Annotated in this window: 22 protein-coding genes; 11 read left to right on the top strand and 11 right to left on the bottom strand. The window is 66.7% G+C overall.

What is annotated here, in order from left to right:
* Positions 1–167 precede the first annotated feature (167 nt).
* The 3 genes from KHO22_RS29640 to KHO22_RS29630 all read left to right on the top strand — a co-directional run bounded on the left by KHO22_RS29640 (position 168) and on the right by KHO22_RS29630 (position 2,380).
* Positions 168–1,052 carry an isocitrate lyase/PEP mutase family protein gene (locus KHO22_RS29640; RefSeq protein WP_211950747.1) on the top strand — a complete coding sequence of 295 codons (885 nt, stop codon included), beginning with the start codon at positions 168–170 and terminating at the stop codon, positions 1,050–1,052.
* A 47-nt stretch (positions 1,053–1,099) separates the two neighbouring features.
* Positions 1,100–1,693 carry a cysteine hydrolase family protein gene (locus KHO22_RS29635; protein WP_211950746.1) on the top strand — a complete coding sequence of 198 codons (594 nt, stop codon included), beginning with the start codon at positions 1,100–1,102 and terminating at the stop codon, positions 1,691–1,693.
* Positions 1,694–1,945: 252 nt separating this feature from the next.
* Positions 1,946–2,380 carry a BON domain-containing protein gene (locus tag KHO22_RS29630; RefSeq protein ID WP_420839665.1) on the top strand — a complete coding sequence of 145 codons (435 nt, stop codon included), beginning with the start codon at positions 1,946–1,948 and terminating at the stop codon, positions 2,378–2,380.
* Positions 2,381–2,429: 49 nt separating this feature from the next.
* Here the strand turns inward: KHO22_RS29630 and KHO22_RS29625 are convergent, their stop codons facing one another.
* From KHO22_RS29625 to KHO22_RS29610, 4 genes are read right to left on the bottom strand one after another with little or no spacing between them, the layout of a single operon-like run.
* Entirely contained in the window at positions 2,430–3,491 is a 1,062-nt protein-coding gene (locus KHO22_RS29625; protein WP_211950744.1) for a vWA domain-containing protein, read from the bottom strand.
* Positions 3,488–4,498 carry a DUF58 domain-containing protein gene (locus tag KHO22_RS29620; protein WP_211950743.1) on the bottom strand — a complete coding sequence of 337 codons (1,011 nt, stop codon included), beginning with the start codon at positions 4,496–4,498 and terminating at the stop codon, positions 3,488–3,490. Before KHO22_RS29620 ends, KHO22_RS29625 begins: the two co-directional genes overlap by 4 nt.
* Positions 4,476–5,489 carry an AAA family ATPase gene (locus KHO22_RS29615; RefSeq protein ID WP_211950742.1) on the bottom strand — a complete coding sequence of 338 codons (1,014 nt, stop codon included), beginning with the start codon at positions 5,487–5,489 and terminating at the stop codon, positions 4,476–4,478. Before KHO22_RS29615 ends, KHO22_RS29620 begins: the two co-directional genes overlap by 23 nt.
* 12 nt (positions 5,490–5,501) lie before the next feature.
* Positions 5,502–6,425, bottom strand: a complete 924-nt coding sequence (locus KHO22_RS29610; RefSeq protein ID WP_211950741.1) for a S1C family serine protease — start codon at positions 6,423–6,425, stop codon at positions 5,502–5,504.
* 76 nt (positions 6,426–6,501) lie between these two features.
* Between KHO22_RS29610 and KHO22_RS29605 the strand changes: the two genes are divergently transcribed.
* Positions 6,502–7,566 carry a VWA domain-containing protein gene (locus KHO22_RS29605; protein ID WP_211950740.1) on the top strand — a complete coding sequence of 355 codons (1,065 nt, stop codon included), beginning with the start codon at positions 6,502–6,504 and terminating at the stop codon, positions 7,564–7,566.
* Between the two features lie 136 nt (positions 7,567–7,702).
* Positions 7,703–8,470, top strand: coding sequence for a ParA family protein (locus KHO22_RS29600; protein ID WP_211950739.1), 768 nt, complete (start codon positions 7,703–7,705; stop codon positions 8,468–8,470).
* A gap of 13 nt (positions 8,471–8,483) precedes the next feature.
* On the opposite strand, the gene KHO22_RS29595 is transcribed toward KHO22_RS29600, so the two are convergent.
* The 3 genes from KHO22_RS29595 to KHO22_RS29585 form a co-directional block, all read right to left on the bottom strand.
* A complete protein-coding gene (locus KHO22_RS29595) occupies positions 8,484–8,915 on the bottom strand; it encodes a hypothetical protein (protein ID WP_211950738.1) in 432 nt (143 codons plus the stop codon).
* Between the two features lie 96 nt (positions 8,916–9,011).
* Positions 9,012–9,815 carry a BPL-N domain-containing protein gene (locus tag KHO22_RS29590; protein WP_211950737.1) on the bottom strand — a complete coding sequence of 268 codons (804 nt, stop codon included), beginning with the start codon at positions 9,813–9,815 and terminating at the stop codon, positions 9,012–9,014.
* 88 nt (positions 9,816–9,903) lie between these two features.
* Positions 9,904–10,392 carry an Lrp/AsnC family transcriptional regulator gene (locus KHO22_RS29585; RefSeq protein ID WP_420839664.1) on the bottom strand — a complete coding sequence of 163 codons (489 nt, stop codon included), beginning with the start codon at positions 10,390–10,392 and terminating at the stop codon, positions 9,904–9,906.
* Between the two features lie 396 nt (positions 10,393–10,788).
* Between KHO22_RS29585 and hppD the strand changes: the two genes are divergently transcribed.
* The 5 genes from hppD to KHO22_RS29560 all read left to right on the top strand — a co-directional run bounded on the left by hppD (position 10,789) and on the right by KHO22_RS29560 (position 16,787).
* The gene (hppD, locus tag KHO22_RS29580) at positions 10,789–11,868 is read left to right on the top strand and encodes a 4-hydroxyphenylpyruvate dioxygenase (protein WP_211950735.1); all 1,080 of its coding nucleotides are present in this window, start codon (positions 10,789–10,791) and stop codon (positions 11,866–11,868) included.
* 139 nt (positions 11,869–12,007) lie between these two features.
* Entirely contained in the window at positions 12,008–13,393 is a 1,386-nt protein-coding gene (locus KHO22_RS29575; RefSeq protein ID WP_211950734.1) for an amino acid permease, read from the top strand.
* A gap of 115 nt (positions 13,394–13,508) precedes the next feature.
* On the top strand, positions 13,509–14,708 hold the full coding sequence (locus KHO22_RS29570; protein ID WP_211950733.1) for an amino acid aminotransferase: 1,200 nt from the start codon (positions 13,509–13,511) through the stop codon (positions 14,706–14,708).
* Positions 14,709–14,939: 231 nt separating this feature from the next.
* Positions 14,940–15,734: an SDR family NAD(P)-dependent oxidoreductase gene (locus tag KHO22_RS29565; protein WP_211950732.1), complete on the top strand. Its 795-nt coding sequence runs from the start codon at positions 14,940–14,942 to the stop codon at positions 15,732–15,734.
* Positions 15,735–15,953: 219 nt separating this feature from the next.
* A complete protein-coding gene (locus KHO22_RS29560; protein WP_230427084.1) occupies positions 15,954–16,787 on the top strand; it encodes a MipA/OmpV family protein in 834 nt (277 codons plus the stop codon).
* Between the two features lie 75 nt (positions 16,788–16,862).
* Here the strand turns inward: KHO22_RS29560 and KHO22_RS29555 are convergent, their stop codons facing one another.
* The 4 genes from KHO22_RS29555 to KHO22_RS29540 form a co-directional block, all read right to left on the bottom strand.
* Entirely contained in the window at positions 16,863–17,045 is a 183-nt protein-coding gene (locus tag KHO22_RS29555) for a hypothetical protein (protein WP_211950731.1), read from the bottom strand.
* Between the two features lie 220 nt (positions 17,046–17,265).
* Positions 17,266–18,249, bottom strand: coding sequence for a Bug family tripartite tricarboxylate transporter substrate binding protein (locus KHO22_RS29550; protein WP_230427083.1), 984 nt, complete (start codon positions 18,247–18,249; stop codon positions 17,266–17,268).
* 222 nt (positions 18,250–18,471) lie between these two features.
* Positions 18,472–19,566 (bottom strand): hypothetical protein, encoded by a 1,095-nt coding sequence (locus KHO22_RS29545; RefSeq protein WP_211950730.1) that lies wholly within the window; start codon positions 19,564–19,566, stop codon positions 18,472–18,474.
* 93 nt (positions 19,567–19,659) lie between these two features.
* Entirely contained in the window at positions 19,660–20,322 is a 663-nt protein-coding gene (locus tag KHO22_RS29540; RefSeq protein ID WP_211950729.1) for a TetR/AcrR family transcriptional regulator, read from the bottom strand.
* Positions 20,323–20,517: 195 nt separating this feature from the next.
* Between KHO22_RS29540 and KHO22_RS29535 the strand changes: the two genes are divergently transcribed.
* Positions 20,518–21,726, top strand: a complete 1,209-nt coding sequence (locus KHO22_RS29535) for an acyl-CoA dehydrogenase family protein (RefSeq protein WP_211950728.1) — start codon at positions 20,518–20,520, stop codon at positions 21,724–21,726.
* Positions 21,727–22,100 lie beyond the last annotated feature (374 nt).

Raw genomic sequence — 22,100 nt, 5'->3', positions numbered from 1 at the left:
TGGTTCATGCTGGAATAAGGCCGCGGCGTGAACTACAACCAGTCCATTGCCCCTTTTTTGCGATGCCCGCCGGACACAGGCCCCGCTGCTGCTGCCGTACGCCCCGGCACAGCGTTCGCCCCCCCCCATTTGATGCTGCCAGCGACCCAACAGATCGGAGACGCCTCATGACCTCCACCACCTCCTCCCGCAGACAGGCATTCCGCCAGCAGGTCGCGTCGAAGCAGGGCCTGCTCATGCCCGGCGCGTTCAACGCCATGAGCGCAAGGGTGATCGAAGACCTCGGCTTCAAAGCGGTCTACCTGACCGGCGCCGGCGTCACGAATATGTCATTCGGACTGCCCGACCTCGGCTTCATAGGCCTGAGCGACATCGCCGAGCACACCGCGCGGGTGCGGGATGCCGTTGACCTGCCGCTGCTCGTGGATGCCGACACCGGGTTCGGCAATGCGCTGAACGTTCGGCATGCGGTACGCACGCTCGAGCGTGCCGGGGCGGACGCGATCCAGCTCGAGGACCAGGTGATGCCGAAGAAGTGCGGGCATTTCGCCGGCAAGCATGTCGTCAGCACGGACGAGATGGTGGGCAAGGTCCGCGCCGCGGCCGATGCGCGCGATGATCCCGATTTCCAGATCGTCGCGCGCACGGACGCCGCCGCCGTGCACGGCATCGAAGACGCGATCGAACGTGGCCACCGCTTTGCCGAGGCCGGCGCCGATATCCTCTTTCTCGAGGCCATCGAGGACCTCTCCGACATTGCGCGCCTGCCCGGCCTGTTCAAGGTGCCGTTGCTGATCAATATCGTCATCGGCGGCAAGACGCCGGTGCAAGGCCGCGATGCGCTGGAGCGCCTTGGCTACGGCCTCGTGCTTTATGCCAATGCCGCGCTGCAGGGTGCCGTGCGCGGCATGCAGCAGGCGCTCGGCAATTTGCAGGCGAACGGCAAGATGGACGAGGACCCGGCCATCGTCGCGCCCTTCAGCGAACGCCAGCGCCTGGTCAGGAAGCCTATGTACGACGAACTCGAAGCGCGGTACAAGACCGACGACTGAACGTCGAAGTCGTCAAGCGCCGGTCCAACGCACGTCCCGGAGTTGCCATGAAGACCGCCCTGATTGTCCTGGACCTCATCAACGACATCGTCCATGCGCAAGGCAAGCTGGCAGGCGGCGGCACAGCCGCGCAGGCAAGCGCGCGCGATCTCGTCGCGAAGACCAACAAGGTCGTTGCCCATGCGCGCGCGTGCCAGTGGCCACGGATTTTCGTAAAGGTCGGATTCTCCGGCACGTATGCCGAGCAACCCAAGTCCTCGCCGTTCTTTGGCAAGGCCCACGCGATCGGCGCACTGACGCTGGGCACCTGGGGCACCGAATTCGTCGAGGGCCTCGATGTGCTGTCCTCCGACAGCGTGGTCGTCAAGCATCGGATCAGCGCCTTCTCCGGCACGGCGCTCGAGACGCTGCTCAGGCCCGCTCAGGTCGAACACCTGGTGCTGGTCGGAGTCAGCACCACATGGGCCGTTGAAGCCACGGCGCGCGAGGCGCATGACCGGGACTACCGGGTCACGGTGGTCGAAGACGCGTGCGCCGCGAGGAACGAGGACGACCACCGCCATGCGATGAAGAACATCGCGGCAATCGCCATGGTCACGTCAGTCGATAGCCTGATTTCCGGCCGTGACGGGGCGTCCTGATCCGCGGGGTGCCCCGGCCTGACGCGGTCGGGCTGAATTACATCCCGCTGTATGAACGCACCGGTACGGCACGCTGTCGCCGCCACGCGCCGTGTTTGCCGTGGCAAGTAGGTCACCTGGCACGCAGGCACGCCGCATGCGACAACGCGAAGATGCGGTGGCATCGGAACCGCCGTTGACCGATTCATCATCGAAGGAGAGGCAGATATGCGTACAGGAAACCGCAACCTCATCGATCTGGCCGTCGCCGCAGTGGCCGGTGCCGCGCTGATGTACCTGTTCGATCCACAGCTGGGTGCACGGCGGCGGGCCATGCTCAGGGACAAGGCGGAGGCCGGAGGCCATGACCTGAGCGACTACGCGCAGACGCAGGCAAAACGTGTGCTCGATCACGCGCGTGGTCTCTCCGCGCGGGCGCGAACGTACGTGGCAGCGGATGAAAAGGTGCGCTCGGGCGACTATGAGATCAGCGAGCGGATTCGTGCGCGGCTGGGTCACGTGGTCAGCCATCCCCGTGCGATCGGTGTCGATGTTGCCGGCGGGTCCGTCTGCCTGAGCGGCCATGTCCTCGCGGACGAGTATGACGCCGTGCTGTCCGCCGTGTGGGCGGTGCCAGGCGTCGCGGACATCGAAGACGGACTGACCGTGCACGACGAAGCGGGCAACATTCCGGCCCTGCAAGGCTAGCGCCGCACGTCGATACCGGCGTTCGGGCGGCAATGGTCGTGGGCCAGCCCTACAACACCCGCCCGAACCACCACAAGGACAGCAGCCCGGCGCAGGCCGCCAGCAACGCGCCAGCCGCCGCGAAGAACGCGGTCACTTCGACCTGGTCACGCTTGTCGAATGCCAGCCTCGCATTGAGCGCGCGATACACCTTCTTCAGCGAGGCGGCGTCTTCAAGCCGGAAGTACTCGGCCCCGGTGACGTCGGCGACCTGCTTCAACACCTTCTCGTCCAGCCTGACGCGCGCCGACCAGCCCTCCGCCGACAGCACGACGCCTTCGATCGTGCCGACGCCGACGGTATAGACCCGCACCCCGTACATGGCCGCAAGCTGCGCGGCCTGCTCCGCGGCGGGGCCTGCGTTGTTTTCGCCATCGGAGAACAGGACGATCGCGCCCGCAGCATAGGAGCCGGGCGTCACGGCGTCATCGTCGCCGGGTGCGCCCGGCTTTTTCGCCGGCGCGACGTCGCCGCCGTTCATCAGGCGTTCCGCGTCGCTGGCGGCCTGCGGCAGCAGCGTCGTGAGCGCAACGAGCAGGCCGTTGCCCAGGGCCGTGCCGCCCTGCGGCTTCAGCCCTTCGATTGCCGCGGCCACGTCGTCCTTGCTGTGACTGGGCGCCTGTGCCAGCGCAGCCGTTCCCGCCATCGCCACCACCCCCACGCTCACGCTTGCCGGCTGGGCGTCGAGCAGCACCCTGGCCGCCTGCTGGGCGGCACGGATGCGGCTCGGGCGCACATCCTGCGCGCGCATGCTGCCCGACAGGTCGATGACGAGGATGACGGTCTTGATGCGCGAAGGCAGCGTCATCACCGCCTGGGGACGGGCAATGGCAAAGATGAGCGCGCTCAGGGCCAGCAGCGTCAGCGCGGCCGACACGTGACGGCGCCAGCCGGTGCTGCCCTGCATGGCCACGCCGATGGACCTCATTGCGGGATGGGCCACCGTTGCACGCCGCCGGCGCGTGTCGAGCCAGATGTAGCCCGCGCCCAGCACCAGCACCAGCGCGAGCAGCCAGAGCATGCCGGGCCAGAGAAAGCTGAACAGGGGCAGCCGGTTCATGGTCTCGGTCATGTCGCCCCCACGGGCGCGCCCCTGTCCGCTCCTTGCCGGAAGCGGCGCTCGCGCATGAACTGCAGCAATGCCAGGTCGATGGGCGCGTAGGTCGAGAGCGTCAGGCATTCCACGCCGGCGCGCGCGAACGCGAGGCGCAGCTCGGCCTCGCGGTTCTGGGCGACCGCAGCGAACCGTTTGCGGAACGCGGGGTCATGCGTATCGATGAACATCTGTTCGCCGGATTCGGCATCCTGCAGCACGACCAGCCCGAGGTCGGGCAACGCCATCTCGAGCGGATCGACCAGCCGCACGGCGACGACTTCATGGCGCCGGGCCAGCATGGCGAGCGACGTCTGCCAGCCCGGAGCGCTGATGAAATCCGAGACCACGAACATCACCGAGCGCCGTTTTGCGACGGCCCGCGCGCGCTCCAGCAGGTCGCGCAGGCGGGTCTCGCCGGGACACACGGCCGGGGTGGCGTGCATGCGATCGAGCAGGTGCAGCAGCTGGCGGCGGCCAGAGCGCGGCGGGATCATCGATGCCTCCGCGTCGCTTGCTCCGCCATAGAGCACGGCGCCGATGCGGTTGCCATAGCGCGTCAGCAGCAAGGCCATGACGGTGGTGAAGTCGCTCAGCAGGTCGCGCTTGCGCACCGCGCCCGAGCCGAATTCCACCGACCCGCTCAGGTCGAGCACGAACCACGCCGAGAGGTCGCGATCCTCCTGGAACTCGCGCACGTGCGGCGTCTGCAGCCGCGCCGTCACGTTCCAGTCGATATGCCGCACATCGTCGCCGGGACGGTATTCGCGCAGGTCGGCAAGATCCAGTCCGAAACCGCGGAACAGCGTGCGGTAGTCGCCCTGCAGCAGCCCGTCGAGGCGCCGCACCACGGTCCATTCCAGACGCCGCAACAGCGTCTCGGCCTGCCGTGCGCCGATGCTCGCCAGCGCCGCGCCGGAACGCGCGGGGCCGCTGGCCGCCGCTTCGGCGCCGCGCGGGCGCTTACCGAACAGCCGCCCGAACATGGGATTCGAGCGGGCGCTCCGGAACCGGCAGCGCCTGCAGGATGCGCGTGATGAGCTGGTCCGCCGTCGCACCATCCGACATGGCCTCGTACGACAGCGACAGGCGGTGGCGCAACACGTCGGGAACGAGGTCGATCACGTCTTCGGGCACGGCATAGTTCCGGCCGCGCAGGAACGCCAGCGCCCGCGCGCCTTCGACCAGGCCGATGGTGGCACGGGGGCTGGCGCCGAACGCGATGTAGCGCGCCATGTCTTCCAGGCCGTAGCCTGCGGGCTTGCGGGTGGCCGCCACCACGCGCACTGCATACTGGACCAGCGACGGGTCCACGTAGACGCGGCGGCATTCTTCCTGCAGGTCCGCCAGATGCTCCGGGGTGGCAATCGCACTCACGCTGATGCGGGGGCCGGTGACGCGATTGACGATGACGACCTCTTCCTCCTCGCTCGGATACCCGACCAGCACCTTCATCATGAAGCGGTCGACCTGCGCCTCGGGCAGCGGATAGGTGCCTTCGGTCTCGATCGGATTCTGCGTCGCCATGACCAGGAAAGGCGTGGGCACGCGATGCGTCTCGCCCGCAATCGTGACCTGCTTCTCCTGCATGACTTCGAGCAGCGCGCTCTGCACCTTTGCCGGCGCGCGATTGATTTCGTCCGCCAGCAGCAGGTTGGCGAAGACCGGCCCGCGCACGGTCGAGAACTCCCCCGTGCCCTGGTTGTACATGCGCGTGCCGACCAGGTCCGCCGGCAGCAGATCCGGCGTGAACTGGATGCGCTTGAAGGACCCGCTCATGGTCCTGGCCAATGTGTTGACGGTCAGCGTCTTGGCGAGGCCCGGCACGCCTTCCACCAGCAGGTGGCCGCCGGCAAGCATGGCCACGAGCACGCGTTCGAGGAAGTGGTCCTGCCCCACCACCACCCGCTTCACCTCGTACAGCAGGCGCTCCATCAGGTCGGCGCTGTCCGTCGCGCCATGAGCTTGCTCGTTCATAGGCCTCCGCGTCTAGAAAGGAGAAGTTCCGATAGAAGCGCCGGCGCTCTCGATCGTGACGGCAAAGCCGATCCCGAGGAAAGTGCCGCTCTGGTTGGGGTTGAGGATGGCGGTGACGATGCCGACCACTTCGCCGTCCATGTTCACCAGCGGGCCGCCCGAATTGCCGGGGTTGGCGGCCGCGTCGAACTGGATCAGGTTGTTCAGGCTCTGCTTCTTGTCCGGCGACACGAACTGCCGGTCGAGTCCCGACACCACGCCGGCGGACACCGACGGCCCGATGCCGAACGGGAAGCCGACGGCCACGACTTCGGAACCCGGCGCAAGGTTGCGGCTGGAGCCGAGCGTCGCGGCCGGCAGGTCGTCGGGAATGGATTTCGGCCTGACGAGGGCGAGGTCCTTTTCCGGGATCGCCTGCATCACCGTCGCCTCGGAAGTCTGGCCATCGTGAAACATGACCTCCACGCGCTTGGCGTCGGCAACGACGTGGTAGCTGGTCAGCACCAGCCCGCTTTCGGTCACGACGACGCCCGAGCCAATGTGACGCGCTTCGCGCGTGCCCTTTGCCGGATCCTCGCCGGCAGGCGGATCGCCCTTGGCCAGTTCCTCGGGCGGCGCACGCCGCGATGGCGGTGAGGACTTATGCCGGGAGGCGGGAGGATCACGCCGGGCGCGCGGCGCAGACGCGGCTTCGACCTCCGGCTCGGCCGGCGCGAAGCTGCGCACTTCCACCACGGATTGGCGGATGGCCTCGGCAGCGCGCGCGGTGCGCGATGGCAGGCTCTTGGTCTGCAGCGTATGCAGCACGGCGGCGTCGATATCCGCCTGCGTCAGCACCCGCGGCGAGGGCCGCGACAGCCACGCAAGGCTCAGCGCCGACGCAGCCATCACCGCGACCGCAGCCGAGATCCATCCGTAGATCGTCACACGCTTCATCGCACGCTCCCGAGGTCCCGTGCCGCCTTAAAAAATACAGTACCATCCTCTTAACCATTGCGCCAAGGAGCAGGGCATGCAGTTTCTCTGGCCGCAAATGCTCTGGCTGCTGCTCGCGCTTCCTTTGCTGGCAGCCGGATACCTGTACCTGATCGCGCGACGCAAGAAGGCCGCCCTGCTTTACGCCAGTCTTGCCCTGCCGCGCGCTGCGCTCAGCCCCGGCCAACGGCTCCGGCGTCACATTCCCCCGCTGCTGTTCCTGTTTGCCCTGGGCGCCGCCCTGCTGGCTTGCGCGCGGCCGACCGCCACCATCACGCTGCCATCCGACACGATCACCCTGGTCCTGGCGATGGACGTCTCGCGCAGCATGGAGGCCACCGACGTGGCACCCACGCGCATCAGCGCGGCGCAGCAGGCCGCGCGGGACCTGATCGTCGGGCTGCCGGGCAGCGTTCGCCTGGGCATCGTCTCGTTCGCGGCGACTGCCACCGTGGTCCTGCGTCCCACCAGCAACCGGCAGGACATGCTCGACGCGATCGACCGGTTCCAGCTCCAGCGCGGCACGGCGACCGGCAGCGGACTGATCCAGGCGCTGGCCGTGCTGTTTCCGGACGATGGCATCGACCTCGAAGCCATCCTCTTCAGCGACGATCCGCCCTTCCCTTCAGCGCGCCGCGCCACGCCGCTCGACGAGGCCGCCGCGGCCGATGCCGCGCGCAAGCGCGCGCAGGAGCGACCGCCGGCACAACCCGGTTCCTATCGGCACGGCGCGGTCATCCTGCTCAGCGATGGTCGCCGCACCACCGGCCCCGACCCGATCGACGCCGCGCGCATGGCGGCTCAGCGCGGCGTGCGCGTCTATACCGTGGGCTTCGGTACGCTGGGCGGCAACGCGCCCGAGACCAGCCTGTCCTACTACATGCAGCTCGACGAGCCCGCCTTGCGCGCTGTGGCCACGCTGACCGGGGCCGAGTACTTCCAGGCAGGATCGGCGGCCGACCTGAGCCAGGTGTACCGGAAACTCAGCGCGCGCTTCGCGCTGGAGCGCCGCGAGACCGAGGTCAGCGCCCTGCTGGCCGCGGCGTCGGGGCTGCTGCTGGTGTCGGCTTGCGCACTTTCCATGCTGTGGTTCCGGCGTTGACGGTGCCGGACAGACCGGCTTGGCACGCCGCAATTCGCGTGTCAACAAGAGTTCATACGCCCCGTGCGCGGCCTCCGGAGGCCATCTTGTTCAGGTATGCTTTCGCCCTCGAAAACGATCTTTTCCAGAGGGACAAATGCGGCGCGTCGTGTTCAATCAGAAGGGTGGCGTGGGCAAGTCGACCATCGTATGCAATCTCGCCGCGATCAGCGCCAGTCAAGGCTTGCGCACGCTAGTCGTCGACCTGGACGCGCAGTGCAACTCGACCCAGTACCTGATGGGCGCAAAGGCTGCCGAGGCCAACCCGACTGCCGCGCACTTCTTCGAGTCGTCGCTGACCTACAGCTTCAAGCCGGTCGACCTGGGCAGCTTCATCCACGCCACGCCGTTTGAAAACCTCGACGTGATGCCGGCGCATCCTGAGCTCGACGCACTGCATGGCAAGCTGGAATCCCGCTACAAGATCTACAAGCTGCGCGACGCCCTGCTCGAACTGGAGTCGGTCTATGACGCGATCTACATCGACACGCCGCCGGCGCTCAACTTCTACACGCGCTCGGCGCTGATCGCGGTGGAGCGCTGCCTGATCCCGTTCGACTGCGATGACTTCTCGCGCCGGGCCCTGTACACGCTGCTCGACAACGTGAAGGAAATCCAGCAGGACCACAACGAGGCGCTGCGGGTCGAAGGCATCGTCATCAACCAGTTCCAGCCGCGCGCGAGCCTGCCCGCGAAGCTCGTCGAGGAACTGGTCGGCGAAGGGTTGCCGGTTCTGGAAGCGCGGTTGTCGTCATCGGTGAAGATCCGCGAATCGCACCAGCACGCCACGCCCATAATCCACCTGGATCCGCGCCACAAGCTGTCGCAGGAGTACCTGGCACTGCACAGCGAGCTGGCCGGCTGAGGACCGCAGGGTCCTAGCACCCAAGCCGCGCCAGCCCCTCCTGGATTGCCCGGTACTGCTGCCGCAGGGCTTCCATCGACTGCCACGCATTGCCCTGCCGCATCGCCAGTTCGGCATTCCTGCGCTGCACGATCAGGCCGTTGCATTCATAGCGGCGGTTGTTCTCGGCGGCGACCAGTTGCTGGCGCTCCACCGCGACCTGTCGCTGCTCGGCCTGGTGCTCTGCATTGCGGCTGCGCAGGTAGTCGGCCTCCTGCCGCCTGGTCAGGTCGGCCTTGCCGATGCTCGACACGGTGCCCCCGCCACTGCCGGATGTGACGTCGGTGTAACCAGACGGACAATAGTCGTCCTGCGTGTAGAGGATGCCATTGCCGCTACGGCACTTGGCCGCGTGGGCAACGGGAACACATGCGAAGGCCACAGCGAAGGCGACGGTCCTGAGCATTGCCATTTCCGGAGTTGGGACAGGAAACATTCCGGCTAACGCCCCATCGTCGTCAACCCTCCCGACGACGGATGCGGGGCGCTTGCCGGGGGCGGCTCAACCCAGCGCCAGCCCGCCGTGCGCCAGCACTTGCCGGAATACCTCAAGCCGGGCGTCGCCGGTTTCGGCCAGCCTCTGGCAGACGTGCATGTGCTTGTCCATGTCGCTGTGTCCGCGCAGCGCTTCCTCGCATTCCTGCTCCGAGACTTCCAGATGGACACCGGTCAGGATCGCGCGGCCCTGGCCGACCCGCGAGCTGACGATGGCCGGTGGCGCGCCTTCAATATCCGCGTAGACCGCCAGCACTTCCGTATCGGCACCGGGCGCATCGTCGAAATCAAAGCGGCAGCCACCGTGATAGTGCGTGTAGACCGACATTGGCGCCGCAGCCAGCCGCTCCGTAGTCCGCAGTTCGACCGCGGCGGTGGTGCGCGGCGTGCCGTCATACAGGCGGCCCCCGGTGAGTTCGGGCAGCGAGCCGACCGCGACGGCATCGACGAAGCTCAGTTCGCGCGGACCGCAGATCGCTCCGCGGGTGCCGGCGTGGAACGCCAGTTCCCGGCACGCGTAGTAGGCGCCCGCGCAGATGCCCAAGTAGACGCCGCCGTTCTCGACAAAGCGCCGGATACGCGCGTTGGGCGCGCCATTGAGTTTCGCGCAATACGGCAGGTCGGCGCCGCCCGGCATGACGAACATGACCGCGTCGTCGAACAGCGTGGGGTCGTGGCGGATGTCCGATGCCATGACCGCGCGCATTTCATAGGCGCCGGACTGCAGCTGCTGGCCGATCGTGCGCATCAGGCACGCGGTCCAGTCGGAGGCACCGGCATCAATGTAGGTCAGGATGTGGGGCTTTGGCATTGTCGGGGGCGAGAGGTCGAAGCGGTCGGGCCGCGATGGCGCCCTGCACCGAGTGTATTCCACGGACGGGCTGGCGCCCGCAAGCGCCTTACATATCGAGCGGCACGGCGCTGGTGCACTTGATCTCGTCGAGGCACACGCTGGACTTCACGCCGCTCACGCCCGGGATGCGCATCAGCGTATCCAGCAGGAAGTCCGACAGCGACTTGAGATCCCTGGCGACCACCTTCAGCACGTAGTCGATATCTCCGGTCACCGAGAAGCACTCCTGGATCTGCGCAAGCTCCGCCACCAGGCTCTTGAAGTTCGACAGGTCGCGGATATGGCCGCGCTCCATGGTCACGTGGATGAACGCCACCACGCCCAGACCGAGGCTGGCCGCATCGAGCCGCGCCTCGTAGCGCTTGATGATGCCGCTCTCTTCCAGGCGGCGGTGGCGCCGCAGTGTTTGTGCCGGCGACAGCGCAATGGCTTCGGACAGTTCCAGGTTCGAGGCCCGTCCCTGTTCCTGCAAAACGCCCAGCAGACGTCGATCCGTACGGTCCAGCTCGATGGTATGCACTTTTGTTTCCTCCATACCTCATTTCACGCAACCCGATTTCTCATTTCAGGGTTTCCCTGCGTGAGGAATGAAATCCAATTTTGTCGGCCAGAATATACACTGCATTCCAGATTGGCAATGCCGACGAGGAGCCAGAGAGACTTCCCGACATCGCCGGAGCGCGCCGCAGGCCAGGATCGCGGCGCACCGTTCGCAATATTATTTCCCGGCCACCCGGCCGGGTAAAGCAAGCGCCCCATGACCATCCGCACCCCGTCCCTGCCGCGTCCGCATGCCCGCCATCACGACGCCCGGCTCCTGACGCCCGCGCGCTGATCGCGGCGGCCTGCCCGATTTCCTTGCCCCCGCCGCCGGCGGCACTCTGTCCGGCGCGCGAGATCGAAACACTTACCTTCCCCTGTGAGACAAACCATGGCCGATCTCTTTGACAACCCGATGCAACTGATGGGCTTCGAATTCGTCGAATTCGCCTCGCCCACCCCCAATGTGCTGGAGCCGCTGTTCGAGAAGATGGGCTTCACGCTGGTAGCACGCCATCGCTCCAAGGACGTGGTGCTGTATCGCCAGGGCGAGGTCAACTTCATCGTCAACCGCGAGCCCAACAGCCACGCCGCCTACTTTGCCGCCGAGCACGGCCCCAGCGCCTGCGGCATGGCGTTCCGCGTGAAGGATTCGCACAAGGCCTATGCCCGCGCACTGGAACTGGGCGCGCAGCCGGTGGAAATCCCGACCGGCCCGATGGAACTGCGCCTGCCCGCGATCAAGGGCATCGGCGGCGCGCCGCTGTACCTGATCGACCGCTTCGAGGAAGGCAAGTCGATCTATGACATCGACTTCGAGTTCATCGAAGGCGTGGACCGCCACCCCGAAGGCCACGGCCTGAAGCTGATCGACCACCTGACGCACAACGTCTACCGTGGCCGCATGGCCTACTGGGCGAGCTTCTACGAGAAGCTGTTCAACTTCCGCGAGATCCGCTACTTCGACATCAAGGGCGAGTACACCGGCCTGACCTCCAAGGCCATGACCGCGCCGGACGGCAAGATCCGCATCCCGCTGAACGAGGAATCGTCCAAGGGCGCAGGCCAGATCGAGGAATTCCTGATGGCCTTCAACGGCGAGGGCATCCAGCACATCGCCTTCCTGACCGACAACCTGCTCGAAGTCATCGACAACCTGCAGCTCGCCGGCGTGGAACTGATGACGGCGCCGAACGACTACTACTACCAGGCCCTGGACAACCGCCTGCCGGGCCACGGCCAGCCGGTGGACCAGCTCAAGGCCCGCGGCATCCTGCTCGACGGCACCACCGAAGGCGGCAAGCCGCGCCTGCTGCTGCAGATCTTCTCCAAGACCGTGCTCGGCCCGGTGTTCTTCGAGTACATCCAGCGCAGCGGCGACGACGGCTTCGGCGAAGGCAACTTCAAGGCGCTGTTCGAATCGCTGGAACGCGACCAGATCGCGCGCGGCACGCTCAAGGTCGAGGCCTGACCGGCCCGGACTCGTCCCCGTCGCGGGGCGCGGTACCCCGCGCCCGGCGACTCTTACGGCCCAGGCATCCTACCCTCACAGCAAGAGATGCCAGGCCTCGCATGCCATTCCATAAAAATGGGTAGAGGAAACAACACAGATGGTTGAAAGCAACAATGACGGCACGCTCAAGCGTGGCCTCAAGAACCGGCACATCCAGCTGATCGCGCTCGGTGGCGCCATCGGCACCGGGCTGTTCCTGGGCATCGCCCAGACGATCAAGATGGCCGGCCCCTCGGTCCTGCTCGGCTATGCCGTGGCGGGCATCGTGGCCTTCTTCATCATGCGGCAGCTCGGCGAGATGGTGGTGGACGAGCCCGTCGCCGGCTCCTTCAGCTACTTCGCCAACAAGTACTGCGGCCACTTCGCCGGCTTCATGTCGGGCTGGAACTACTGGGTGCTGTATATCCTGGTGAGCATGGCCGAGCTGTCGGCGGTCGGCATCTACGTGCAGTACTGGTGGCCCGCCATCCCGACCTGGGTCTCGGCGCTGGCCTTCTTCCTGATCATCAACGCCATCAACCTGTCGAGCGTGAAGTCGTTCGGCGAGATGGAGTTCTGGTTCTCGATCGTCAAGGTGGCGGCCATCATCGGCATGATCGGCTTCGGCGGCTACCTGCTGATGTCGGGCGATGCCGGTCCGCAGGCCAGCATCACCAACCTGTGGCAGCACGGGGGCTTCTTCCCGAACGGCCTGGGCGGACTGGTCATGGCCATGGCGGTGATCATGTTCTCGTTCGGTGGCCTGGAACTCGTCGGCATCACGGCTGCCGAAGCCGACCAGCCGGAAAAGAGCATCCCGAAGGCGACCAACCAGGTCATCTACCGCATCCTGATCTTCTACGTCGGCGCGCTGGCGGTGCTGCTGTCGCTGTACCCGTGGGAGAACGTCGTCACCGGCGGCAGCCCGTTCGTGCTGATCTTCCATGCACTGAACAGCAACTGGGTGGCCAATGTGCTGAACGTGGTGGTGCTGACGGCTGCGCTGTCGGTCTACAACAGCGGCGTGTACTGCAACAGCCGCATGCTGTTCGGCCTGGCCCAGCAGGGCAATGCGCCCAAGTCGCTGCTCAAGGTCAGCAAGCGCGGCATTCCGCTGACGGCGCTGGGCGTCTCGGCGGCGGCTACCGGCCTGTGCGTGCTGATCAACTACTTCATGCCCGGCAAGGCGTTCGAACTGCTGATGGGCCTGGTGGTCTCGGCCCTGATCATCAACTGGGCCATGATCAGCATCATCCACCTGAAGTTCCGCGCCGATAAGCGCAAGGCACGCCAGGAAACGCGCTTCAAGAGCTTTGGCTACCCGCTCACGAACTACCTGTGCCTGGCGTTCCTGGCCGGCATCCTGTACGTGATGTACCTGACCGACGGCCTGCGCATCTCGGTGTACCTGATCCCGGTGTGGCTGGTCGTGCTGGGCATCAGCTACCGCCTGCGCCAGAAGAACGCGGTGCCGGCCCTGCAAGGCAGCGTCTCGACCCAGTAAGGCAACGCCGGCGGCGCCGCATCGCGCGCCGCCGGTTACACTTCAGCCTGTGCGTCTGGCACTGAAGTCCCGTTCCGCACCCTCTCCAGCCCCGACCCAGAATCCAGAGAATCCCATGTTTGCACATATCGATGCCTTTCCCGGCGACCCGATCCTTTCGCTCAACGAAGACTTCCAGAAAGACCCGCGCACCGAGAAGGTCAACCTGAGCATCGGCATCTACTTCGACGACAACGGCCGCCTGCCGGTGATGCAGGCCGTCGAGCAGGCCGAGGCCGCGCTGCTGGCCGACATGGGCCCGCGCCCCTACCTGCCGATGTCGGGCCTGGTGGCCTACCGCAATGCCGTGCAGGCACTGGTGTTCGGCGAAGACAGCCCGGCGCGCGCCGCCGGCCGCGTCGCCACGCTGCAGACGCTGGGCGGCTCGGGGGCGCTGCGCGTGGGTGCCGATTTCCTCAAGCGCTACTTCCCGCAGTCGCAGGTATGGATCAGCGACCCGAGCTGGGAAAACCACCGCGTGGTGTTCGAGCGCGCCGGCTTCACCGTCAACACCTACCCGTACTATGACGCGGCCACCGGCGGCCTGAAGTTCGACGCCATGGTCGACGCCATCGGCAAGCTGCCGAAGCAGAGCATCGTGCTGCTGCACGCGTGCTGCCACAACCCGACCGGCGTGGACCTGAACCAGGACCAGTGGCGCCAGCTTGCCGGCGTGCTGAAGGCCAGGGAGTTGCTGCCGTTCGTCGACATGGCCTACCAGGGCTTTGGCGAAGGGCTGGAGGAAGATGCGTTCGCCATCCGCGAACTGGAGCGCCAGGGCGTGCCGTGCCTGGTGGCCAACTCGTTCTCGAAGAATTTCTCGCTGTATGGCGAGCGCTGCGGCGGCCTTAGCGTGGTGTGCAACAGCGCCGCCGAAGCCGCCAACGTGCTGGGCCAGCTGACCGGCGCGGTGCGCGCCAACTACAGCAACCCGCCGACGCATGGCGCGCGCGTGGTGGCCAAGGTGCTGACCACGCCTGAACTGCGCACGCTGTGGCAGCAGGAACTGGCGGACATGTGCAACCGCATCGCACGCATGCGCCAGGCCATCCATCACAACCTGCGCGACCATGTCAGCGGTGAAGCGCTGTCGCGTTACCTGACCCAGCGCGGCATGTTCACGTACACCGGCCTGAGTGCCGACCAGGCCGACCGCCTGCGTGAAGACCACGGCGTGTACCTGCTGCGCTCTGGCCGCATGTGCGTGGCCGGGCTCAATGAACGCAATGTGACGGTAGTCGCCAAGGCCATCGCCAGCGTGCTCGGCGACAGGTAAGTCCCCACCGCTTGCGCGGTCCGGCCTCTGCTCCGGACCGCGTTCCCTCCTTCAGGGCCCACGGCCACCGTGGCGCCTGCGCTGCATCCTCCGCATTTCCCCCACGCTGCAAGCCTTGGCCGTTCGTAGTAAAAACGCAGGGTCGGCGGGCGGCGCCATGCCAGGCGCCGTCCATGCCATCCCCCGAGGTCTCCTGCGCTGCGTTCGGCGCACATCCTGAAAGGTACCGCCATGAAGATCGATCTGTCGGACAAGACTGCCCTTGTCACGGGTTCCACCGCAGGTATCGGCTTTGCCGCGGCGAGGGGACTGGCGCACGCCGGCGCGCGCGTCATCCTGAACGGGCGCAAGGCGGATGCGCTGGCGAAGGCGGCGGACACGCTGCGCGCCGAAGTGCCCGGCGCGGACGTGCTCACGTTCGCCGGCGACCTGGCCACGCCGCAAGGCACGGAAGCGCTGCTGGCGCAGGTGCCGGCCGTCGACGTGCTGGTCAACAACCTGGGCATCTTCAACCCTCAGGATTTCTTCGAGACGCCGGACAGCGAATGGACGCGCTTCTTCGAAACCAACGTGATGTCAGGCGTGCGGCTGTCGCGTGCCTACGCACCCGGCATGGTGCAACGCAAGTGGGGACGGATCGTGTTCGTCTCGTCCGAATCCGGGCTGAACATCCCGGTGGAGATGATCCACTACGGCTTCTCCAAGACCGCACAGCTCGCAGTATCGCGCGGGCTGGCCAAGCGGCTGGCCGGTACCGGCGTGACGGTGAATGCGGTGCTGCCCGGGCCAACCCTGTCGGAAGGCGTCGAGGAAATGCTGGCTGACGAAGTCAGGCGCACCGGCAAACCCGTGGAGGAAGTCGCGGCGGATTTCGTCAAAGCGCATCGCAGTTCATCTATCATTCAGCGCGCGGCGACCGTCGATGAAGTGGCCAACATGATCGTGTACGTGTGCTCGCCGCAGGCGTCCGCGACGACCGGTGCCGCGCTGCGCGTGGATGGCGGAGTAGTCGATACCATTGCATGACCGCTGCCGATGCAGATTCTGCTCGCGGCATGGAGTTTCGAGATGGCTTGCACGGCTTAGCCGGCCGCGCAGGCCGCATGACCAACCGAGGCGTCGGGCATCGCTCTTGCCCGGCCTGATACAAGAAGAAGGCGCGCTTGCATGGCATGCGGCCAGGAGGAATACGTGAAGACCCCGGGAATCGCAATCGCTGCCAGACCACCACGCGCAGGCCGCCGCATGCGCGCGCCAGCGTGCCTGCTGGCCCTGATGGGCGCTCTCGCGTCGACGCAAGCGCAAGCGCAGACCCCCGCCCCGCTGGCCGAATGGCAGTTCTCAGTCGGCGTGCCGCTGGAAAAGCTGTTCGAAGAGACCATTCCGGAATGGGAAGTCCGGCTTGGCGCGGCGGCGATGCTGCGCCCGCGCTATGACGGCTCGTCGAAATACATCGTGATCGCCGGACCCAGTATCGATATCCGCTACCGCGACATCGCGTTCGCCTCGATCGGCGAAGGCCTCGGCGTCAATGTCCTGCGCGGCAAGAATTACCGGGCGGGCATCGCACTGACGTACAACCTGGGCCGGCGGTCCAAGGAAAGTTCGCCGCTGCTGGACGGCATGGACAACATCAACCCCGCGCCGGAAGCCAAGCTGTTTGCAGAATACGCGGTGTCCAAGGAATTCCCGCTGGTGATGCGCGTCGACGCGCGCCGCAGCCTGGGCGGCTCCGACGGCTGGATCGGCGACATCGGCGCCTACCTGCCGCTGCCGGGCAGCTCCGAGAAATTCTACTGGTTCGCGGGCCCGACGCTGACGCTGGCGGACTCGCGCTACATGAATGCCTGGTACGGCGTGAGCGCGTCACAGGCGCGGCCCGGTCGCCCGCAGTTCAATCCCGCTGGCGGCGTACGCTCCTACGGGTTCGGCCTCAGCGCGGTCTGGTTCTTTGACAAGCACTGGTTCGCTACGACCGACGTCTCTGTCGTGCAACTCGTGGGCGATGCGAAGCGCAGCCCCCTGACGCAGAGTTCGACGGGCGGGGCCTTCGATCTGTCGATCAACTACCAGTTCTGAGCGGCGCCGCAAGAAAAGACGCGGCGGAGCCTCCTGCCGAGGCCGCGCCGCGCGGCAAACCCATCAGTCGAGCACTTATTGCGCCGCTGCCTTGTCGGCGGCAGGCTTCTTCGCGTGCTTGTGAGCGTGGGTCTTCTCCTTGTGGGTGCTCTTCTCCACCTTGGCGGGCTCCTTCGAATCCGGCGCGGCAGCCGGCGCCTGCGCATACGCACCAGCGGCAAACAGACCCAGGGTCAGGATGGCAAGTACTTTCTTCATTGTCGGTCTCCGGATGGACGCGCAATGTTGCGCGTTGCTCCTGAAAACGTCGGCCGGGAGCGGCTTGTTGACCGCCCTGCGGCAGAGTATGTAACAAATTATTTCTGCCGGGCTGCGCCCAGGGTCAGCGATATCGACAACAGCCTGCCCGACAACGTCCAGAAGCTGCTGGCAGGCAACCTGGTCACGAGCCGAGCCTGCGCGTCGTCCGGCAGCCGGTTCAGTTGGGCTCCACGCGGGCCCGCTTCATGACCTCGAGCCACTTCGCGCTTTCCGCGGTGCTGAAGCGCGCGAATTCCTCGGCCGTCAGGTGGCTTGGCACCACGCCATAAGCCTGCATGCGCTGCTGCACCGCCGGCAAGGCCGATGCCTCGCGCATCGCCTGATTGAGCCGGGTCACGGCCGCGGCCGGCGTTCCCTTCGGCGCCCACAACGCGTACCACGACGACACGTCGAAATCCGGGATCGCGGTCTCGGCAATGGTCGGCGCCTCGGGCAGCAGCTCCAGGCGCTTCTTCGACGTCACGGCGAGCGCGCGCAGCTTGCCGGCCTTGATCAGCGGCAGCGCGCTGGCAACCGAGGCATAGAGGATGTCGACATGGCCGCCGGCCACGTCGGTCATGGCCTGGCCCGTGCCGTTGTACGGCACATGCTCGATATTCACGCTGGTGCGCAGGTTGACCAGTTCACCCACGAGGTGCGGCAGCGAACCGAGCCCGCCCGAGGCAAAGGACAGCTTGCCCGGCTTCTCGCGCGCCTGCTCCAGCATGCCCTTGAAGCTCATGATCGCCGAGCCCGAGGACACCACCACCACCATCGGCGCGAAACCGAACACGCCGACCGGCGCAAAGTCCTTGAGCGGATCGAACGGCAGGCTGCGGAACATGCCCGGGTACATCACCTGGATCGAAGCATTCATCAGGCCCGTGTAGCCGTCGGGCTTGCTGCGTGCGACCTCGCGCGCGCCGGTGGTGCCAGCCGCGCCCGGCCTGGATTCAATCACCAGCGGCTGCCCGAGCAGCTCGCCCATTTCCATGGACAGCATGCGTCCGAAGGTCTCGGTGGACGAGCCGGCGTTATAGGGCGAGATGATGCGGATGGGCCGGCTCGGGAACGCGTCGGCGGCGTGGACCAGTTGCGGGCCGAGCGCGGCAAGCGCGGCGGCGGCAATCAGGCGGATATGCTGGAAGGGCATCAGGGTCATGCGTGTCTCCTTGGTGGTCTGCGGCACCGTCTTGCGCGGGCCGTGCTGTCTTGCGCGGACTACCCTGCCCCGCGATTCAGGGGCCCGGCGCCGACGCCATGCCGTGTGCCGGGCCGAAAGCGCCAGCCCGGGCCAGCGCGGCAATGCCGTCGGGCGCGCAGCCGCCATCGGCCGGTCCCTCCCGCGTATGCGCGCCGGGTGTTGGCCGCAGGCTAGCGCGCATCATTGCGCTCCGGCAGCGCGCGTGCCGCGCAGGCGTGGAGCGATGCGCCATTCGAAGCAGTCGTCGCCGAGGTCGAACCGGCACGTAACGGTCAGCGCAAGGTGGCGGTTGTGCGCGGACAGCGCGCCCTCCAGCAGCTCATTCCACGCCTCGAAGGCCGCATGATGCAGCGACGGCACCCCCGCCATCAGCTTCCAGCCGTACTGGCGCACCGCCATGCCGCCGTCCTCTTCCACCAGCTCGGCCTCGTCGCCTTGCGCGCGCGCCAGCGCCACCATGAAGCGGCCGAAGTCACGGGCGTCGCCCTGGTCATGCATGCCGAGCGCGGCGGCGGTTTCGCTGTAGAACTGCATGCCGATCAGCCGCGCGGTGATGCCGCCGAGATAAATCGCGTCCCGCGGACCGAACAGCGCGATCAGTTCCGGCAGCGCGGTGCGCACGTACTCCATGGCATAGTTGCGGCGGGCCTTCTGCACGCGTTCCTCGGGCCAGTCGGCAGTCAGCAGGCGCGGGGCGAGCGCCGGGTCGAAGTCGGGCGCTTCCTCGCCGCGCGCGAAACGCAGGCGCTCTTCGGGTTCGAGCGCACGATCATGTTCGCAGTAATAGCCTTCCAGGCCCGGCTGGCCGTCCATGGTCTGCTTGGTGCAAACGAAGCCGAGCTTCGGCTCGCCCAGCGACACGCCGTTGTGCGCGTGCCAGCCGCGCAGCACCGCACGGGACACCTCGCCCGGAATCGCGCAGATGGCGGTGCCGTGCCAGGCCCAGCGCGGCGGCGGGTAGCGGACCCACACCTTGCGCGGCGATTCTTCCATGTACTCGACGCGCACGCCGCCAATGGCATTGGACAGGTAGTGGTAGCGCGCCGCCGCCACCGCGGGCGGCAGCCCGGTCAGGCCAAGCTTGTCCAGCCCCGGCAGGAAGCGCTCATGATGCTGGCGACGGAAGATATTGAAGACCAGGTCGGCCGCTTCGCGCGTACTGCGCCGGGTCACCGTGGTCATGACAAGCCCGGTGAAATAGGCGTGGTACCAGTTGGCCACGGCGGACCATCGCGCGGCATCCGTGACGGGGACAGCTTGGACTTGCTCGGACATGGGCTCAGACACGGACACTCCCGGTAGAAATGGGATGGAAGCGCAGCGCCGACGGCGCCGCGCGCAAGACAAGAAACTGCCGGCGTGCGGGGATCAGCCGGGCGGGTCGGGACGGAACGGCTGGCGCAGGCCGCCCACGACAAACGACGCGAGCTGCGTGGCAATACGGTCGCGGTCCTCGGCTGTCTCGCCGGGGCGCGGCTGGTACCACATGGTGGTCCAGTTGATCGCGCCGAACAGCGGCTTGACCGCGAGCCTCGGGTTCTGCTGCGGCAGGTCCCCGGCTTCGATCGCTTGCGTGATCATGCGCACGAACAGCTTTTCATAGCGGTCGCGCAGCTGGATCACGTCATTGAGTCGCGCGCGCTGTTCTTCATTGACGCGGCCCATCAGCTGGGCTTCCAGGCCCTGCACGGCCACGCGCTGGTAGGACAGGTGTTTCATCACCTGCATCGAGTGTGCATGCGCCATGCGATAAAGCCGCTGCACGGCCGGCACGTCCTTCTGCGCGGCAATCGGCTCCACCGTCTCGATGTTCATTTCCATCACGCGGCGGTACACGGCCACGAACAGGTCGGCCTTGCTGCGGTAGTGGTAGTAGATGCTGCCCTTGGTCACGCCGAGCACGTCGCCGATGTAGTCGAGCGAGGTGGCGTCATACCCCTGCTGGTTGAAGGCTTCGGCGGCGGCATCGAGGATCTCGGTGACCCGGCTCGGGGCTTCGCGCGACGGCGCGGCGGGCGATGGTCTGGACATCGGCAAACAGGTTCCTGAGTGGTCTTTCGGATCAACATACTACCCAGTAGGTTATGAACCGAGCCCGCACCAGTCAAGCGATTCAGGGTATCCACCTAGCTCTCTTCTGACATCGCCGTGGCTTTACATACTACCCGGTAGGTTGTAGCCTTTTCCGCAGATTTCCAACACGAAAACGAACAAGCGGAGGAAGGCATGCGACACAGCTTCACCCCACTCGGCCAGCGCGACAGTCTCGACTGGCCGTTCTTCGATGCGGACCATGGCGAGTTCATGCGCACGGTGGATGCCTTCGCGGACTCCGGCGTGCTCGACGGCGTGGACCATCATGACGTGGACGCGTCGTGCCGCAGACTGGTGGCGGAACTGGGCCGCGCCGGGCTGTTGCGTGCTTGCGTGGAGGGCGAATACGGCGGCTTCGCGCCATCGATCGAATCGCGCCGGCTGACGCTCGCACGCGAAGGCCTGGCTTACCGCGACGGGCTCGCGGACTTCGCGCTGGCCATGCAGGGGCTGGGCAGCGGGCCGATCGCGCTCGCCGGCACGCCCGAACTGAAGCGCGAGGTGCTGCCGCGCGTCGTGCGCGGCGAACTGATTCCGGCCTTCGCGCTGTCGGAATCCGGCGCGGGCTCGGACGCCGGCGCGATGACCTGCGCGGCCGTGCGCGACGGCGACAGCTACGTGGTCAACGGCGAGAAGACGTGGATTTCCAACGGCGGCATCGCCGGCCTCTATGTCCTGTTCGCGCGCACCGGCGAGGCACCGGGCACGCGCGGCATCTCCGCGTTCGTGGTGTATCCGGACGACCCGGGCTTTTCGATTGCCGAGCGCATCGACGTGATGGCGCCCCACCCGCTCGCCACGCTGCGTTTCACGGACATGCGCATCCCCGCGTCGCGCCTGCTCGGTGCGCCCGGCGAAGGCTTCAGGCTCGCGATGCGCACGCTCGACATCTTCCGCGTGTCGGTGGCCGGCGCGGCGCTCGGCTTCGCGCGGCGCGCGATGGATGAAGCGCTGGCCCACGCGCAGTCGCGCCAGATGTTCGGCGCGCCGCTGGCCGACAAACAGCTCACGCAGGCACGGCTCGGCGAAATGGCCACGCTGATCGATTCGGCCGCGCTGCTGACCTACCGCGCCGCGTGGCGCCGCGACGTGCAGGGCCTGCCCACCACACGCGAAGCCGCCATGGCCAAGATGAGCGCCACGGAACATGCCCAGGCCGTGGTCGACGGCGCGGTGCAGCTCTTCGGCGCGCGCGGCGTGAAGGTGGGCGGCATCATGGAAAGCCTGTACCGCGAAATCCGCGCGCTGCGCATCTACGAAGGCGCGACCGAAGTGCAGAAGCTCATCATCGCCCGCGAAACGCTCAGGCCGGGCGCAGGGCTGGGCGTGCGTCACGCCTGATGCCCTGCGGCCCGCACGCAGCCACCTTCGTGCGGGCAGCGCGGCATCACAGCCCGCGCGAGATGATCTCCTTCATGATCTCCGACGTGCCGCCTGCCAGCCTCGTCGACAGCGATGCGACCATGCAGATGATGCGCAACGAATACGTGCGCTTCGGCAAGCTGGTGGAGCAGGCGAAGATCCGCGTGAACTGAACGCGGCCTTGCGGGCCCGGCTCTGGCTACGGGCCGGGGCCCGCAATCCGTGGCAATGACGTATCCGTCTGTCAAGTCCTGACATAGGTTGACAGGTTTTGATGGCGACCTTGGGCACCTAGCCCGCCAAGGCAATTGACGCCCGATGAACCTCATCGGGCGTTTTGTATTTCAGGGCCT

The organism is Cupriavidus yeoncheonensis (assembly GCF_905397275.1).
In the GTDB taxonomy this organism is placed as follows: Bacteria; Pseudomonadota; Gammaproteobacteria; order Burkholderiales; family Burkholderiaceae; genus Cupriavidus; species Cupriavidus yeoncheonensis.
Note: the sequence above shows the minus strand (reverse complement) of the source record. Positions and strands in the feature narration are given on the sequence as shown.